The following is a 15,214-nucleotide window of genomic DNA, read 5'->3' as shown; positions in this document are numbered from 1 at the left end:
GAGGCCTCAGGGTGCACAATGAAATCACCATGGACGCAGATGCAGCGACAGAGTGGTGGTCTGCCCTCCCGGGATGGGTGTTCATCCTGGATGCTTCAGCCAGGTATGTGTGGGTGAATGCCCGCTTTGCTGGCCTCCTCAGGGTGCCGCAGGAGCAGTGCACCCGGCAGTTCGAACAGGACCTGTGCCCACTCAGGGTGAAAGGGGCCATGGAGGATGAGGCCTCTCCGGGCTTTTCCCATCTGATGCCTGAGGTGTTGCAGCACCAGAAAACCACCCTGTTCCATCTGGACGTGCAGTTTCGGGAACCTTCTCGTCTGGTATTGGATCAGCAGGTCTGCCTGATGGTCCCTTTAAAAGATGCCGTTCTGTTCCAGCTGCAGCCCATTTCTGACTGGAATCTGACAGAGCTGGAAACCGGACAGGCCGCTGTGCTGCAACACATTGCAGACCTGAGCTCCAGCCTGATCTTCGCCAAGGACCAGGAGGGGCGATTCACGCTGGCCAATCGTGCCCTGGCTGAGACTTACGGCACCACACCAGAACAGATGCTGGGCAAGACCGATCTCGATTTTCAGATGGACCTGCAGCAGGTCGAAAAGTACCGGGAAGCAGACCGCCTGGTGATTGAGAACAGACAGAGGGTGGTGATCGAAGAAGAAACCATCACCGATCCTCAGGGCAACAGGCGGTACCTGCAGACCGTCAAACAGTTTCTGCACACCCCTTTTCACCAGAATCAGGTGCTGGGCATCGCCACCGACATCACCCACCTCAAAGTGGCCCACCAGAGCCTGCAGGCCAGCGAAGAACGTTACCGTTCCCTGTACACCGAGGCGAGCGTGCTGCTCGAACGCAGCAAGGCTGACCTCAAAAGGGTCCAGGCCCTTTATCAGGTCAGTGAGGCCGTGCAGGAGGCAACGACCTTACAGGAACTGCTCAACCGCATCTGCCACATTGTGATTGAAGCGATTTCTGCCCGCTGGTGCAGCATCTTCAAGCTGAACCATCTGGAGCAGGTGGTGGTGGCCGGAGCCATATGCTCTTCAGGGTCTGACACCCTCAGGATGGTCTCTTACGGCGAATTGATGAATGGTCTGACCGGATGGGTGATCCGGGAGCAAACACCTGCGTTTTCTCCGAAGAACCTTCCAGATCCCAGGGAAAGTCCAGAAGTGCAGGCAGGGCGCATGGAACAGAAGGTGGGTTCCATCATCGTGGTGCCATTGCATTACCGGGACCGCAACCTGGCGGTGGGGACCCTCACTGCCCTGAACCATCTGGATGACCCGGATTTCACGCAAGAAGATCTGGAATTGATGCGGGCAATTGCCAACCAGGTGTCGGTTTCGCTGGAGCAACGGGAACTGATGGACCGCATTGAGCACATGGCCTTTCATGACGCCCTGACCGGGCTTCCCAACCGGGTGCTGTTCCATGACCGCCTGCATCAGGCCCTGGCTTACGCCCGCAGGAAGGAAAGCAAACTGGCTGTGCTGTTCATGGATCTGGACGGCTTCAAAAACGTGAACGACTCTTGCGGACACCACATCGGTGACCTGCTCCTGAAAGCCGCTGGAGAACGATGGTCCACCCGCATCCGGCAGAGCGACACCCTCGCCCGCATGAGTGGAGACGAGTTCGCAGTGCTCCTGAACGACATTCACAGGCGTGAAGATGTGGAGCGGGTGGCCGAGGATTTGCTGGGTCTGGTCCGTCAGCCTTTTGAGTTGCTGGGCCACACGGTCCATGTGACGGCCAGCATTGGCATCAGCATCTTTCCAGATGACGCCCAGGACCAGCATACCCTGCTGATCCATGCCGATCACACCATGTACCGGATCAAGAGCAGCCAGAAAAACGACCTGTACCGACAGAACGGCTCCTGCCAGAATTGAAAAACTCCCCTTGCGGGGAGCTTGATGGAATTTCAGCCTCTCATTTGACGGTGAGAGGAATGCTGATGAGCACCTGTCCTTCACCCGTCAGGTAACGGATCTCGTAGTTTCCAGCTTCGTCTGGTGCATTCACGGTGATCTTCGCCTCTTCTCCAGGCCAGATGGCGTTGTCGGTTGCACTTGAAGGTGAGCCTTTCTTGACGATCACCATCTGGTCCCCATCTCCTGCAGGCCCGGTCCATTCCAGGGTGAATTCCTGTCCTGCATTCACACTGGCAGGGGCTTTGAGGGTGGCTTTTGGTGCCGTGAGGGTGAGGGGTTCCCGGTGCATCACAATGTTCCCCTGCTGGTCGTTCATGTATCGAATTTCGTACTCACCGGGAGCTCTGGGGGTCTGAATGTTCACAGGGTTGTTGGTGGTGTACTCCCAGGCTCCATACTGTCCGTCCTGGGTGCCTTTTGGAACGATGGTGATGAAATCGCCAGGGTTCTGGGGACCCGTCCACTTGATGGGGATGCGGCTGCCTGCCAGTGCAGTGCGTGCAAAGTCCAGATCGTATTTTGCACCGATCAGTTTCAGGTCCTTGCGGAAAAGCACCACATTGCCGCTCTCGTTCATGTAACGCACTTCGGCATCACCGGGAGTGGAGGGTGTGCTGATCTTCACATCCGGGTCCCCTGCACGGGCGTACTCGTACCTCATGTAGGTGCCGTCTTTTGCGGATTTGGGCACGATGGTGATGTAATCGCCAGGGTTGCCCGGTCCGGTCCACTGGATGGTGAGGTCACTGCCTGCAATGGCTTCTGCAGGGAACTCCAGACCGTAAGTCCCTGCTTTGAGGGTGATTTTGGCTCTGGCGTAGACTTTTCCCCGCTCGGTGTTGTAGCGGATTTCGTACTCTCCGGGCTGGCTAGGGGTTTTCAGTTCTGCGGTCCCAGAGTTGCTTTTGGCGTACTCATAGTCGGTGTAGGCGTTGTCGGCAGCCCCTGCTTTGACGATGGTCACGTAGTCTCCGGTGGCCCCACCACCTTTCCAATCCACCTTGATCAGCGATCCAGCAATGGCTTCTGTGGGTCCAGAAACACTGTATGCATCAAGTTTGACATTCAGGATGGTGGAGGCCAGGGTGTTGCCCTGTCCGGTCACGTAACGCACCTCGAACTGTCCGGCTTCCACTGGAGCAGGAAGTTTGTTGTTCTCATTTTTGGCGGTGGCATAGAAGTACTGGGTGTAAGAGCCCTCGGGGGCATCTTTGCGAACCACAGTCACATAATCCCCCTCGTTGGAGGGCCCGGTCCATTTCACCTCGAATTCCTGACCGCTCAGCACCTCCTGGGGCACCTGAACGGTGGCGGTGGTCTTCTGTGGTGTGAAGGGTTCACTCTTGCCGAGGGTCTGCATGCTGCCATCGGGGTTCTTGAAGTGGTAGCGGAAAACGTAAGTCTGAATCTCCTCCGGGACGGTCAGACCGACTGCGCCCTGTGCGCCTTTCACCGGAGCCCAGTTCAGGTAGTTGCCCTCAGGGGCGTCCGGGGTGGTCAGGGCAATCCAGCCTTCACCGGTAGCGGGAGCTCCAGCGTAATTGACTTCCAGTTTGCTGCCTGCCAGGGGTGACTTTGTGGCGTAGGTCAGGGTGACCCTGTTGTCCAGTTTCTGGGTTTCAAAGCTGAACCGGTTTGGAGCACCCACATTGACATTGATGCCAGAGTAGGTGCGCCTCTCCTGACCGGGGCTCTCCACAGTGGCCTCATAGCTGCCTGCGGGGACACTGGCCATGAACTCTCCTGCCCGTCCCGTCGGAGAGAGGTCATACTGCCTGCTGCGTTCCACAGTGTCAGTCAAGTACACACGACTGCCTCCCGGGTCGGGTTGACCGTCACGGGTCAACTGAACGGTCACCGGGATGGTCCGGACTTCTGCACGGGCCACATTCTCGACGGCCCTTCCCAGTGCGCTTGCCAGTGCACCTGCAGTGCGGGTGTTTTCGATGGTGCCCACGCCCTGGAAGCTCTGCACGGCCCGCTCATCGAGGTCGATGCCAATGATGCGCAGGTCCACATCAATGCCGCGTTTTTTGAAGGCCTCCATGGTGGCTTTGAGGTCTCCCCTGCAGGATTCCTGACCGTCGGTGACCAGCACGATCAGTTTCTTGCCGGGTGTGTTGGGGAAGTCTTCTGCTGCTTTCAACAGGGAGTAGGCAATGGGGGTGGCCCCTTTGGGGTTGGTTCGTTTGACCGTGTCCTGCAGTGCTGCACGGTCAACCCCTTTCATGGGGAGCACCAGTTCGCTGTCTTCACAGGAACCGGGGGTACCGGCGGTGGTCTTGGCCCCATAGATGCGCAGGCCGACATTCAGTTCAGGGTCTTCAGGCAGGCTGCCAATGAAGCTGCTCAGCACATCTCTGGCAACCTGGATTCGGGTCTGTCCCCCTTCAGGCAGTTTGGTGTACATGCTGCCCGAGGCGTCCAGAATCAGTTCCACATGGGTCTGCGCACTGGCTGCAGGCAGCAGCAGTGCACCCATCAGGGCAAGGGTTCGGTGAAAGGGTTTCAAGGTGTTCCTCCCTTTCTGATCATACGGATTTCGCTGCACTGTGACGTGCTCACGGTCACTTCTGAATCGAGTGTCACCTTCATGAGATGGTCAAGTGGTATGCACACTCTACCAATTGTGTATACTGTGCATATGAATAGACACACCGAGCTGGTGATTTCCCAGACGGACCCCCGACCGATGTACCAGCAGATCATGGAACAGATCCGGCACAAAATCATGCTGGGAGACTGGGCTCCAGGCATGGAGATGCCCTCCATCCGGCAGCTCGCCATTGACCTGCAAGTCAGTGTCATCACAGTCAAAAGGGCCTATGGAGATCTGGAAGCAGAAGGGGTCATTGTCACCCAGCAAGGACGGGGCTCTTTCGTCTCGGCCAGAAACACCCCCGAAACCGCCCGCATCGAAGAGGAACTGCACCAGCACCTCCAGCAGGCAGCAAAACTGGCTGAAGTGCTCGGACACACCGAACAGGACCTGATGCACCAGCTCAGACAGCACCTCAGGCTGCTGAAAAAAGAGCAAGCATGAGCACCCTGGCCCTGGAACTGTGTGGTGTGGTGAAAAAATACCGCCACTTTCTGCTGGATGGCATCAACCTGGAGCTTCCCACCGGAAGCATCATGGGCCTGATTGGCGCGAACGGGGCAGGCAAATCCACCACCATTCGCATCCTGATGGGCCTGATCCACCAGGATGCAGGCCAGGTGCGGGTGCTGGACAAACCCATGCCAGAACAGCAAATTCCCATCAAGGCACAGGTGGGCTTTGTCTCTGAGGACATGCGGCTTTACGGGCAGGCGACCCTGGAATGGCACATGAGATTCGTGCGGTCCATCTATCCAGGCTGGGACCAGAAGTACGCAGAGGACCTGATGCAAAGGTTCGAGCTGAAACCCCGACAGCACCTGCGCAGATTCTCCCACGGGCAAAGGGTCAAGGCCGCCCTCCTGCTGGTGCTGGCCCGCAGGCCAAGGCTGCTGATTCTGGATGAACCCACCACCGGACTCGACCCTGTTGCCCGCCATGAGGTGCTCGGTGCCCTGATGGAAGTGCTGGCCCAGGAGGACCACACCGTGCTGTTTTCCTCCCACAACACCCGGGATGTGGAACAGATTTCCGACCAGATCACCTTCATGGACCAGGGCAGGATCATCGACACCGATGATCGGGAGAGCTTTCTGGAACGCTGGAGACGCCTGCGCATCGACGTCCCACCAGGGGTGGAGCTTCCCACCCTGCAAGGCACGGTGGATGTCCGGGGAAGCGGCCAGACGGCAGTGGTCACCACCAGCCGTTTCGATTCCAGTTGCACCTCCCTGCTGCATTCCGCTGGAGCCGTGGTCCGGGCCATTGAGCCCCTCACCCTGGAGGAGATTTTTGTGGAAAGTGTGCAGCACCGAAGAGCGAGGCAGATGTCATGAACAGCCCCATGGTGACCCGACTCATTCTGAAAGACTGGTCCTTTCACCGCTGGACCATCCTGATCTACCTGCTGGGAGGGGCTTTCTCTCTGGTTCTGCTGTCCAGCGGAAACCAGCTCACTTTCTCTGCAGGTGGCATCCTGCTGATCACCCTGCTGATCTCTCTGGGCATCCATCTGGTGATGGCCACCGTCATCCAGGAAAGGTCTGAGCACACCCTCACCTTTGTGATGGGTCTGCCGATCTCATCCCGCGAGTACAGCGTCGCCAAAATCCTTGCAAACCTTCTGATCTTTCTGGTGCCCTTCCTGACCCTCCTGCTGGGCACCCTGGCGGCCATTGCCTCCCGACCAGAACTGCCAGACGGTCTGGTTCCATTTGCCGTGGTGATCCTGCTGGAACTTTTCGTCAATTACTGCCTGCTGCTGACCGTGGCCCTCACCACCGAGTCCCAGAACTGGACCATTGTCACCATCGTGGTGGGCAATCTGGCGTTTCAGGCTTTCCTGTATCTGGTGGCCAACCGGTCTTCCATGGCTGGCACCCTGTCCGGCAGCGAAATCATCTGGGACCAGACCGCCCTGACCTTGCTGGGCACGGAACTGCTCCTGGCAGCAGGTCTGATGGTGCTGACCCTGATCATTCAAAACCGCAAAAAAGACTTCATCTGACCTTTGATCTGCCCATGTAAAGGAGTCGACATGCCTGCTCTGTTTGCCACACTGGTCACAGGGGTCTCCCTCTTTGTGCTGCTCCTGACCATTGCCATCGTGATGGTGTTCATGGGTGACCCTGTTTTCCCCCCTCAACCTGCCCTGTCCGTTCAGGATGTGGCTGCACTGCAAAAACGCTACATGCAGGTGAATCCCCATCAGGAGAGAATTTTCACTCTGAAAGATGGTGACCACATCTCTGGCAGGGTCTTTCCTGGAACATCAAACACCACCGTGGTGCTCCTACATGGGGTGCTGAGCAGCAGCCTGGAAATGAACCGGACCGCTGGACTCATGCAAAAAGCCACAGGCAGCACCGTGATTGCCGTGGACCTGCGTGGGCACGGAAAATCTTCAGGTCATCCAGGTGATCTGGACCACCCTGGCCAGTACGAAGAAGATGTGGCCGAAGTGATCTGGCAACTTCGCAAAAACCAGCCTGACCGGCACATCCTTCTGGCAGGCCATTCCATGGGAGGGGGAATTGCGCTGAGGTATGCAGTCAGGTCGAATCTCCCGCCTGTTGATGGTTTTGTTCTGCTTGCGCCTCACATGGGGGACAGGTCACCCACCACACCCCGGACCTCCCCCAATGGAAGTTCAGCTTTCATCAAAGTTCATGTGGCCAGAACAATCGGGCTGAAGTTCCTCAATGTTTTACACATCACCCCTTTCAACCATCTGAAAACCCTGCATTTCAACCTGCCTGAAGGGTTTCCACTGCGGTCCTACAGTTTCAACGCGATGGTCAGCATGTCTCCAGAAGACACTGCAAAAGCCCTGCAGAGCGTTCGGGCTCCTCTGCTGGTGGTGGTGGGCAGCAAAGATGAGGCTTTTGTTGCCGCTGAGTATCCCCCTGTGGTCCAGAAATACAGCAATGGTCAGGTCAGCATCATCGAGGGAGCAGGCCATGATGGCATCCTGACCGATCCCCGGACGTTTGAGGCCATTGCCCGTTGGACCCAGAGTCATCTGTCTGCCCCCTGAGGGCTCAGCTGGATTCTTCAAGTTTGATGGGCAACTGAACATGCACGGTGGTGCCCCGGTCCAGTTCGCTTTCCAGCCAGATGCGGCCCTGGTGGGCTTCCACCACCCATCTGGCAATGGGCAGCCCAAGTCCGGTGCCTCCGGGGTCTTCTGCCCGGTGTCTGGATTTGTCTGCCCGGTAAAAGCGCTCAAAGACCCTGGGCAGGTCCTCTGCAGAGATGCCCATTCCAGTGTCCTGCACAGTGAGCAGGGCATGACTTTGCTGGTTTTCCAGATTCAGGTGAACCTCTCCTCCAGCAGGGGTGTACTTGAGGGCATTCTCCAGCAGGATCAGCACCACCTGTTTAAGGCGGTCATGGTCTCCCAGCAGGCGAACAGGCTGGACCTCGTGCAGCACAAAGCAGTGTGAGCTGTAAACCCGTTCTGTTTCCCTCCAGGTTTCCAGCACCATGCGGCCCAGATCAATTTCATCTTCTCGCATGGTGGCTCCAGAGTCGCCTCTGGCGAGTTGCAGCATGTCATGCACCAGCCGGCCCAGTCGGGTGGCTTCCCGTTGCACATCGCCAATGATTTCTTTCTTCTCAACTTCTGGAATGTGCTGGTAACGGATCAGAATGTCAAGGTTGCCCTGGATGGCGGTCAGTGGTGTGCGGAGTTCATGCGCGGCATCGGCCACAAAACGCTTCTGGGCCTCCATCAGTTCTCGCAAACGTTTTTCGCTCTCCTGCAGGACGGTCTCGGCCATCTTGCGGTCATGAATGTCGATGCAGGCCCCAATGAATCCCCTGAACTCTCCAGTCTCCGTGAATCTGGGAATGCCCCGGTCCACCACCCAGCGCCATGTCCCATCAAAGCGTTTCAGGCGGTATTCCATCTGAAATTCTGTCCCTTGCTCATGGGCCTCCCGGAACACCGTCTCACAACGCTCTGCGTCCTCGGGGTGGAGGCCTTCAAGCCAGCCCACACCCAGTTCCTGCTCCAGTGTGCGCCCCCGGAAGGACAGCCAGCTTGTGTTGAAGAAGGTCGCTCCATACTCGTCGTTCCCCATCCAGATCATCACCGGGGCCTGGTTTGCCACCAGCTGAAAGCGCTTTTCGCTTTCTCTGAGGGCCATTTCAGCTTCCTTGCGTTCGGTGATGTCCAGGGCAGCCCCCAGCAGCATGGCAGGAGAACCATCGGCATGTCTTGAAAACACCGTCTGGGTGGAGTGCAGCCAGCGCCAGCGTCCATCCTGATGGACGTTTCGGTACTCCATGCTGAGCACCTCGCCATCCTTGAGGCGCAGCACCTTCTCGGCCTGGACCATCATCGGCGTGCGGTCTTCTGGGTGGATCATTTCGGCAAGTTGAGCGGCATTTTTCTGCTGCAGGTCCCGCATGGTCAGTCCAGTGACCTGGGTGAAGCCCGGGTTGATGTGGGTGATGCGGTTCTCCTCCAGGCTGAACACATACACAAGGGCAGGCACCGTGTCGTTGATGTGCTTCAGGAAGTGCTCGCTGGAACGCAACGCCTCTTCCACCTGTTTGCGTTCAGTGATGTTCTGCTGGGTGGTTCCCACCCCGAGCACCCGGCCATCGCGGGTTTTGACCGGGAAGTAACTGATCAGGTGGCTCTGCACCTGCCCGGTGACGTTGGCGGTGGTGGCTTCGATGTTCAGAACCGGCATCCCGGACCTCAACACATGTTCCTGCGCGGCCATCAGGTGTCCGGAAGTGCCTGGGTAAAGGTCCCCAAGGGTCTGGCCCAGATGGTCCTCCACAGGAATCTGGTGGTATTCAGCGAGTCTGGGGTTTACCGTTTCAAATCTTTTCTCCTGATCAAACACGCCGATGCCAATGGGGGCATTGTCCAGAATGGCATTCAAACGGGCAATGGTTTCTTCCCGTTCTTTGATCAATTGTTTTTCCTTGGTGCGGTAATGGGAGCGTTCAACGGCCTGTGCCACCTGCCCAGCAAGGTTTTCCAGAAGGAGCCTGTGCTCTTCTTCAAAGAACACCCGGTCTGTGAATCCCACAAAGAGCACCCCGAGTGTTCTTTCATTGATGACCAGTGGCAGATAGGCTTTGGCCGCCATCTGGGTGTGGGCGGGAAGCTTCATGGTGTTTGGGAAGATGTGCTGGGCATCTTCCGGGGTGCTGAGGTAAAGGGGGGTGCGGTTGTAGGCGACGTGTGCCGCTGGAACATGGGCTGTGAGGGGGCAGGTTTTACCCATCAGGGCGACAGCAGCCCCCATCCCCTGCCAGGACACCAGTGAGATCTCCTGTTCTGCTGGATCGGTCAGAAAGAGCGCCGCATCCTGAATTCCCATCGGTTTAAAGGTGTGCTCCAGCACCACCTTCGCCATGTCATCCGCTGTTTCAGCCCGGAACAGGTCTGACGTGACCCTCTGGAGGATCTGGCTCTGTTTCAGGGCCTGTTCTGAAGACTGGCGGGCATGCTTCTCAGCCTCAAAAAGTTGCACACGCCGCAAAACAATGGCCAGATATTCCGCGTGCATGATGAGGGCCTCATGCTGTTCTGGCATCAGGTGAGGCCCTGCCTGAAATTGCAGGTCCAGAACCCCCATCAACTGGTCATCGATCATGAGGGGCACGGTCAGGGTCACGTCCTGAAGGTGTTCCAGTGCAGATGGTTCACCCATCGTGAATTCACGCTGAGCATCCCCTGTCAGCAGCATCAGGTTGCCTGTGGCAGCCATCTGTTTGCGCCATTCAGGCAGCACTTCTTCTGAAGCCGGATCGCAGTTCTGGAAGGTGGTCTCGTTTTCTTTCAGCCAGAGGATGCACCCATCTGCCTGGAAAGCAAGCTGCATCTGACGCAAAATGGCTTTCACCACATCTTCACGGCGCAGGGAGTTCGCCAGACTGACCCTCAGGGCATGCAGGGTGGCTTCAAACTGCTGCAATTCTTCACTGGCAGGCGAGATTTCTGCAAGTTCCACCAGAAGCCCCAGCCAGCATCCAGACATTCCCTGCAGTGGAGCAAAAGAAACCTGAACGGTTCTACCGCCTGTGAGGGTCTTGATTTTCACCCGGGACTGGAAACCCTGTCCCGTCCTCAGCGCCCGTTCCTGAAGGTCCTGCACCCGGTACTGATCCTGGGCAGCCAACACTGTGGTCCAGTTTTCTGTTTCTGGCGGCCCACCAAACCATTGGGTCCACACCGGATTGAAGCGCTCTTCTCCGGTGTCCTCTCGCACCCATGCGGGATGGGGCAGAAAATTCAGGGTCTGGGTGATTGGGCTGCTGTAGGCCTGAAGACCATCTAACGTCATGATCCACCATCTCGAAGATGTTTCCCCAAGCGTGTCATGGTCAACTGAAGCCCCCCTGAATGGAGGGGTTCTGGAGCACGTTTCTGCTGCTTCTGGATACTGGATACGATTTTGAACCGACTTCACATCAGGCTCCGAAACGGTGTTACAATTTTAAAACCACCTGCACTGGTGGTATACTGACTCGCGAGAAAAAGATCACAGGAGAAATTTCTCCGTTCTGCAAGTGATATCCGAAAAATTTCGGAATCGCTCACGGTCTCTTTTCTATGCCCCCTTGTTTGGTTGCCGCGAAATGGGAATGTCCCTTTTTCACCGGGTACAGGCTGCTCCCCTGTTGCCCAAGGTTGCCAAAACAGACGTCTATACCTGTAGAATAACAACCAAGTTGTACTGTACGCACCTGAGGAGGAAGACCATGCGCAAAAGAACCCTTGCACTACTCACCCTGAGCCTCACCAGCCTGCTGTCTGCCGCTCAAGCAGACAAGCTCGATACAGTCAAAAAGCGTGGCAAACTGGTTTGCGGCGTCAACGACAAACTGCCTGGCTTTGGTTTCCTCGATTCCAACGGCAAGTACTCCGGTTTCGATGTGGACTTCTGCAAGGCTGTGGCTGCTGCTGTGCTCGGCGACGCCAGCAAAGTGCAGTACGTCCCCCTGACCGCCGCTGTACGATTCACTGCCGTACAGAGCGGTGAAGTGGACGTGGTGTTCCGCAACACCACCTACACCTCCTCCCGCGACGGTGAAGTCGGCATGGACTTCGGTCCTGTGACCTTCTACGACGGCCAGGCCGTGATGGTGATGTCCAAGAGCCCGGTGAAGAAGATCACCGACCTCGACGGAGCCACCATCTGCACCAACCAGGGCACCACCACCGAACAGAACATCACCGACTACTTCCGCCTGAAGAAAAAGCAGTTCAAACTGCTCACCTTCCAGGACTTTGACAAGGTGATGGCTGCCTTCGATCAGGGCCGCTGTGACGCTGTGACCACCGACGCTTCCGGTCTGGCCTCCAGACGCGCTGCAGCCAAGGACCCCAGCGATTACCGCATCCTCCCTGAAACCATCTCCAAAGAGCCCCTCACCCCCTTCGTGGCCCAGGGTGACAGCCAGTGGAGAGACATCATCACCTGGGTGGTCTACGCCACCCTCAACGCCGAAGAGTTCAAGATCACCCAGAAGAACATTGACACCTTCAAAACCAGCGCTGACCCCAACATCCGCCGCTTCCTCGGTCTCGAAAACAACGGGGCCAAGGGTTTCGGGCTGGCCAACGACTTCGCTGTGGACGTGATCAAGGCTGTGGGCAACTACGGTGAAATCTACGAGCGCAACCTCGGCAAGAAAACCAAACTGAACATCCCCAGAGGCCTGAACAAGCTCTACACCCAGGGCGGCCTGATGTACGGCGTCCCCTTCCGTTAAATCCTCCTGTTCGAACCACACTGGGGCGCAGCATTGCGCCCCAAAACATTAGTGTTTTTCCCAGCATCTGACTGTGCTGAAAAAACACCCGGAGCGCTTATCTTCCGGAGGTCACATGGAAAAAATTCCCTTCTACCGGGACACCCGCTACATCAGCATCCTGCTGCAGATCATTTTTCTGGTGCTGGTCATTGCTGCGCTGGTCATTCTGGGCCTCAACATGACCCGCAGCCTGGAACGCCAGAACCTCAGTTTCAGCTTCTCCTTCCTGACCGGACCTGCAGGCTTCCAGATTGCTGAAGGGCCTGCATTTGATCCCTCCGAGAGTTACCTGAAAGCCTTCTGGGTCGGGATTGTAAACACCCTGCGTGTCGGCCTGACCGGGATCGTGCTTGCCACCATCCTGGGCTTTGTCATCGGGATCTCCAGGCTGTCCAGCAACTGGCTGGTGAACCGACTGGCCTTCTTTTATGTGGAATTCTTCCGCAACACCCCTTTGCTGGTGCAGATCTTTTTCTTCTACATTGCCGTGGTGTTGCAACTTCCGGCAGCCAAACAGGGCTACAACATTCCCGGCTGGTTCTACCTCAGCAATGCAGGCATGACCATCCCGGGCCTGATTCCCACTGCAAACAGCTGGACTTATGTGCTGCTGGTGCTTGCAGGTGTTGCAGGCAGTGTTTTCCTGGCGAGGGCCATCAAGAACAATCTGGTCGGTGTGCTTCTTCCGCTCGTGTTGGCTGTGGTGGGCTGGCTGATCCTGAAGCCTTTTGGCATAGACCATCCGGAACTTGGGAACTTCAGGGTCACAGGGGGCAGCACCCTCAGTGCAGAATTCACTGCACTGCTGGTTGCTCTGGTGCTCTACACCTCTGCATTCACAGGTGAGATCGTGCGCGGAGCGATTCAGGCCATCGACAAAGGCCAGTGGGAAGCCTCCAGAAGCCTGGGGCTGAACTATGGCCAGACCCTGCAACTCATCATCGTTCCGCAGGCCCTGCGCATCCTGGTTCCACCCCTCGGCAACCAGTACCTCAACCTGATGAAAAACTCCTCTCTGGCCGTGGCCATTGCCTACCCGGATGTGTTCAATGTGGCCAGTACAGCAGGCAACCAGTCCGGGAACAACCTGCAGGCCATGACCATCATTCTGGTGGTGTACCTGACCATCAGCCTGATCATTTCGATGTTGATCAACCTGTACAACCGAAGCTTCAACATCCGGGGAGCGAGGTGAGGCATGAAACAGGCAACTGAACTTCCCCTCCCTGCCCCCAGCCGTCCCGAACCCCTCAAATGGGTGCGGGAAAACCTGTTCAATGGCGTCTGGAACAGCCTGCTGACCATCATCACCCTGGTCCTGCTGTTCTTCTTCCTGAAAGGTGCCCTCAGCTGGGCCTTCACCCAGGCCCGGTGGGATGTGATCCCTGCCAATTTCCGCCTGCTGATGGTCGGCCCTTACCCTCAGGAAAGCCTGTGGCGCGTCTGGGCTGGCGTGATGCTGCTCAACTTGCTGGCCGGAATGCATCTGGGCAACAGCAACCGGACCCGGATTCCCGCAGAATTGCGCAACACCTGGCTGACCTTTCTGGTGATCATCGCTGCTTACAGTGCACTGCAATTCAGTGCACCCAGTGCCAAATTTCTGCCTGCCGTCTTCGCCGTCCTGACCGTGGCCTTCTTTGTGGGCCGGGCCATCAAGTCCATCAGCACCCTGGGGTGGACCATCACCTGGGTGGTTGGCTTTGTGGCTTTCCTGTTCCTGATCGGAGGCAACCTCGGAGGAGGCGCAGTGACCACCGACCTCTGGGGAGGTCTGCTCCTGACCTTCCTGCTCGCCGTGGTCGCCATTGTGGCCTCGTTTCCTCTGGGCATCCTGCTGGCCATTGGACGCAAATCCAGTTTGCCCATCGTCTCAGGGTTCTGTGTGGTCTTCATTGAAGTGGTGCGCGGGGTGCCCCTGATCGCTGTGCTCTTCATGGCACAGCTTTTCCTGCCCCTCTTTTTGCCCGACGTGCGGATCGACAAGGTGCTCAGGGCAATGGTGGCCCTCACCATCTTCAGTGCTGCTTACCTTGCTGAATACCTGCGTGGTGGCCTGCAAGCCGTTCCCAAAGGCCAGGATGAAGCTGCCCGTGCCATGGGCCTCACAGGCACCCAGACCATGATTCTGATTGTGCTTCCGCAGGCCCTCAGAGCAGTGGTTCCAGCCATCGTGGGGCAGTTCATCAGCCTGTTCAAGGACACCTCCCTGGTGGCCATCATCGGGCTCACGGACCTGCTCGGGGTGGCGAACAGCATCACCGCAAACAGCAATTACATCGGCCTGAGCAAAGAAGTCTACATTGGCATCACCCTGATCTACCTGTTCTTCACCATCCCAATGGCCCGGGCCAGCAGAGCAGTGGAAGCCCGATTGAATGAATCAAAGAGGTAACACATGAGCTACCAGTATCCTGCACGGCTGCAAAACGCCAGAGACATCATCATTGCCGACAAGGTCAACAAGCACTACGGCAGTTACCACGCCCTCAGAGATGTCAGCATTCAGGTCAAACAGGGCGAGGTTGTCGTCATCATCGGCCCCAGTGGATCGGGCAAGAGTACGTTCATCCGCACCATCAACCACCTGGAGCAGCACCAGAGCGGCAAGATCGTGGTGGACGGGATTGAACTGAACAACGACGTGAAGAACATCGACCAGATCAGAAGGGAAGTGGGAATGGTGTTCCAGCAGTTCAACCTGTTCCCGCACCTCACCGTCTTGCAGAACATCACGCTGGCCCCGATGAGGGTACGCAAGTGGGACAAAGCAAAGGCAGAGAGCAAAGCGTATGAGTTGCTGGACCGGGTGGGGATCAGAGAGCAAGCGTTGAAGTACCCTGCACAACTCTCCGGGGGCCAGCAGCAACGGGTGGCGATTGCCCGAGCT

The 15,214-nt window shown here is 57.2% G+C and carries 11 protein-coding genes; 9 read left to right on the top strand and 2 right to left on the bottom strand.

Annotated elements, in window-relative coordinates; genetic code table 11:
* Positions 1 to 29: 29 nt before the first annotated feature.
* Entirely contained in the window at positions 30 to 1,898 is a 1,869-nt protein-coding gene (locus DC3_RS08015) for a diguanylate cyclase domain-containing protein (protein WP_146883816.1), read from the top strand.
* Positions 1,899 to 1,938: 40 nt separating this feature from the next.
* Here DC3_RS08015 and DC3_RS08010 read toward each other — a convergent pair whose 3' ends face one another.
* A complete protein-coding gene (locus DC3_RS08010; protein ID WP_146883813.1) occupies positions 1,939 to 4,452 on the bottom strand; it encodes a VWA domain-containing protein in 2,514 nt (837 codons plus the stop codon).
* A gap of 132 nt (positions 4,453 to 4,584) precedes the next feature.
* Here DC3_RS08010 and DC3_RS08005 point away from each other — a divergent pair, with 132 nt between their 5' ends.
* From DC3_RS08005 to DC3_RS07990, 4 genes are read left to right on the top strand one after another with little or no spacing between them, the layout of a single operon-like run.
* Positions 4,585 to 4,983 carry a GntR family transcriptional regulator gene (locus DC3_RS08005; RefSeq protein ID WP_222594721.1) on the top strand — a complete coding sequence of 133 codons (399 nt, stop codon included), beginning with the start codon at positions 4,585 to 4,587 and terminating at the stop codon, positions 4,981 to 4,983.
* On the top strand, positions 4,980 to 5,876 hold the full coding sequence (locus DC3_RS08000) for an ABC transporter ATP-binding protein (protein ID WP_146883812.1): 897 nt from the start codon (positions 4,980 to 4,982) through the stop codon (positions 5,874 to 5,876). The genes DC3_RS08005 and DC3_RS08000 overlap by 4 nt, the downstream gene beginning before the upstream one ends.
* Positions 5,873 to 6,547 (top strand): hypothetical protein, encoded by a 675-nt coding sequence (locus DC3_RS07995; protein ID WP_146883810.1) that lies wholly within the window; start codon positions 5,873 to 5,875, stop codon positions 6,545 to 6,547. Before DC3_RS08000 ends, DC3_RS07995 begins: the two co-directional genes overlap by 4 nt.
* A 30-nt stretch (positions 6,548 to 6,577) precedes the next feature.
* A complete protein-coding gene (locus DC3_RS07990; RefSeq protein ID WP_146883808.1) occupies positions 6,578 to 7,576 on the top strand; it encodes an alpha/beta hydrolase in 999 nt (332 codons plus the stop codon).
* A gap of 4 nt (positions 7,577 to 7,580) precedes the next feature.
* On the opposite strand, the gene DC3_RS07985 is transcribed toward DC3_RS07990, so the two are convergent.
* Positions 7,581 to 10,850 (bottom strand): PAS domain S-box protein, encoded by a 3,270-nt coding sequence (locus tag DC3_RS07985; protein ID WP_146883805.1) that lies wholly within the window; start codon positions 10,848 to 10,850, stop codon positions 7,581 to 7,583.
* A 418-nt stretch (positions 10,851 to 11,268) separates the two neighbouring features.
* Between DC3_RS07985 and DC3_RS07980 the strand changes: the two genes are divergently transcribed.
* From DC3_RS07980 to DC3_RS07965, 4 genes are all read left to right on the top strand, one after another.
* Positions 11,269 to 12,282, top strand: a complete 1,014-nt coding sequence (locus DC3_RS07980; protein WP_146883803.1) for an amino acid ABC transporter substrate-binding protein — start codon at positions 11,269 to 11,271, stop codon at positions 12,280 to 12,282.
* A gap of 115 nt (positions 12,283 to 12,397) precedes the next feature.
* Positions 12,398 to 13,519 carry an amino acid ABC transporter permease gene (locus tag DC3_RS07975; protein ID WP_146883801.1) on the top strand — a complete coding sequence of 374 codons (1,122 nt, stop codon included), beginning with the start codon at positions 12,398 to 12,400 and terminating at the stop codon, positions 13,517 to 13,519.
* 3 nt (positions 13,520 to 13,522) lie between these two features.
* A complete protein-coding gene (locus DC3_RS07970) occupies positions 13,523 to 14,719 on the top strand; it encodes an amino acid ABC transporter permease (RefSeq protein WP_146883799.1) in 1,197 nt (398 codons plus the stop codon).
* 3 nt (positions 14,720 to 14,722) lie between these two features.
* The coding region (locus tag DC3_RS07965) for an amino acid ABC transporter ATP-binding protein (protein WP_146883796.1) at positions 14,723 to 15,214 on the top strand (492 nt) is incomplete at its 3' end.

The organism is Deinococcus cellulosilyticus NBRC 106333 = KACC 11606, from assembly GCF_007990775.1.
Taxonomy (GTDB): domain Bacteria; phylum Deinococcota; class Deinococci; order Deinococcales; family Deinococcaceae; genus Deinococcus_C; species Deinococcus_C cellulosilyticus.
This window is presented reverse-complemented; position numbering and strand designations above follow the sequence as displayed.

What these genes read in the sequence shown, in the direction of transcription:
- DC3_RS08015 (WP_146883816.1), top strand. Translation starts at nt 30, where the DNA reads ATGGACGCAGATGCAGCGACAGAGTGGTGGTCTGCCCTCCCGGGATGG.
- DC3_RS08005 (WP_222594721.1), top strand. Translation starts at nt 4,585, where the DNA reads ATGAATAGACACACCGAGCTGGTGATTTCCCAGACGGACCCCCGACCG.
- DC3_RS08000 (WP_146883812.1), top strand. Translation starts at nt 4,980, where the DNA reads ATGAGCACCCTGGCCCTGGAACTGTGTGGTGTGGTGAAAAAATACCGC.
- DC3_RS07995 (WP_146883810.1), top strand. Translation starts at nt 5,873, where the DNA reads ATGAACAGCCCCATGGTGACCCGACTCATTCTGAAAGACTGGTCCTTT.
- DC3_RS07990 (WP_146883808.1), top strand. Translation starts at nt 6,578, where the DNA reads ATGCCTGCTCTGTTTGCCACACTGGTCACAGGGGTCTCCCTCTTTGTG.
- DC3_RS07985 (WP_146883805.1), bottom strand. Translation starts at nt 10,850, where the DNA reads ATGACGTTAGATGGTCTTCAGGCCTACAGCAGCCCAATCACCCAGACC.
- DC3_RS07980 (WP_146883803.1), top strand. Translation starts at nt 11,269, where the DNA reads ATGCGCAAAAGAACCCTTGCACTACTCACCCTGAGCCTCACCAGCCTG.
- DC3_RS07975 (WP_146883801.1), top strand. Translation starts at nt 12,398, where the DNA reads ATGGAAAAAATTCCCTTCTACCGGGACACCCGCTACATCAGCATCCTG.
- DC3_RS07970 (WP_146883799.1), top strand. Translation starts at nt 13,523, where the DNA reads ATGAAACAGGCAACTGAACTTCCCCTCCCTGCCCCCAGCCGTCCCGAA.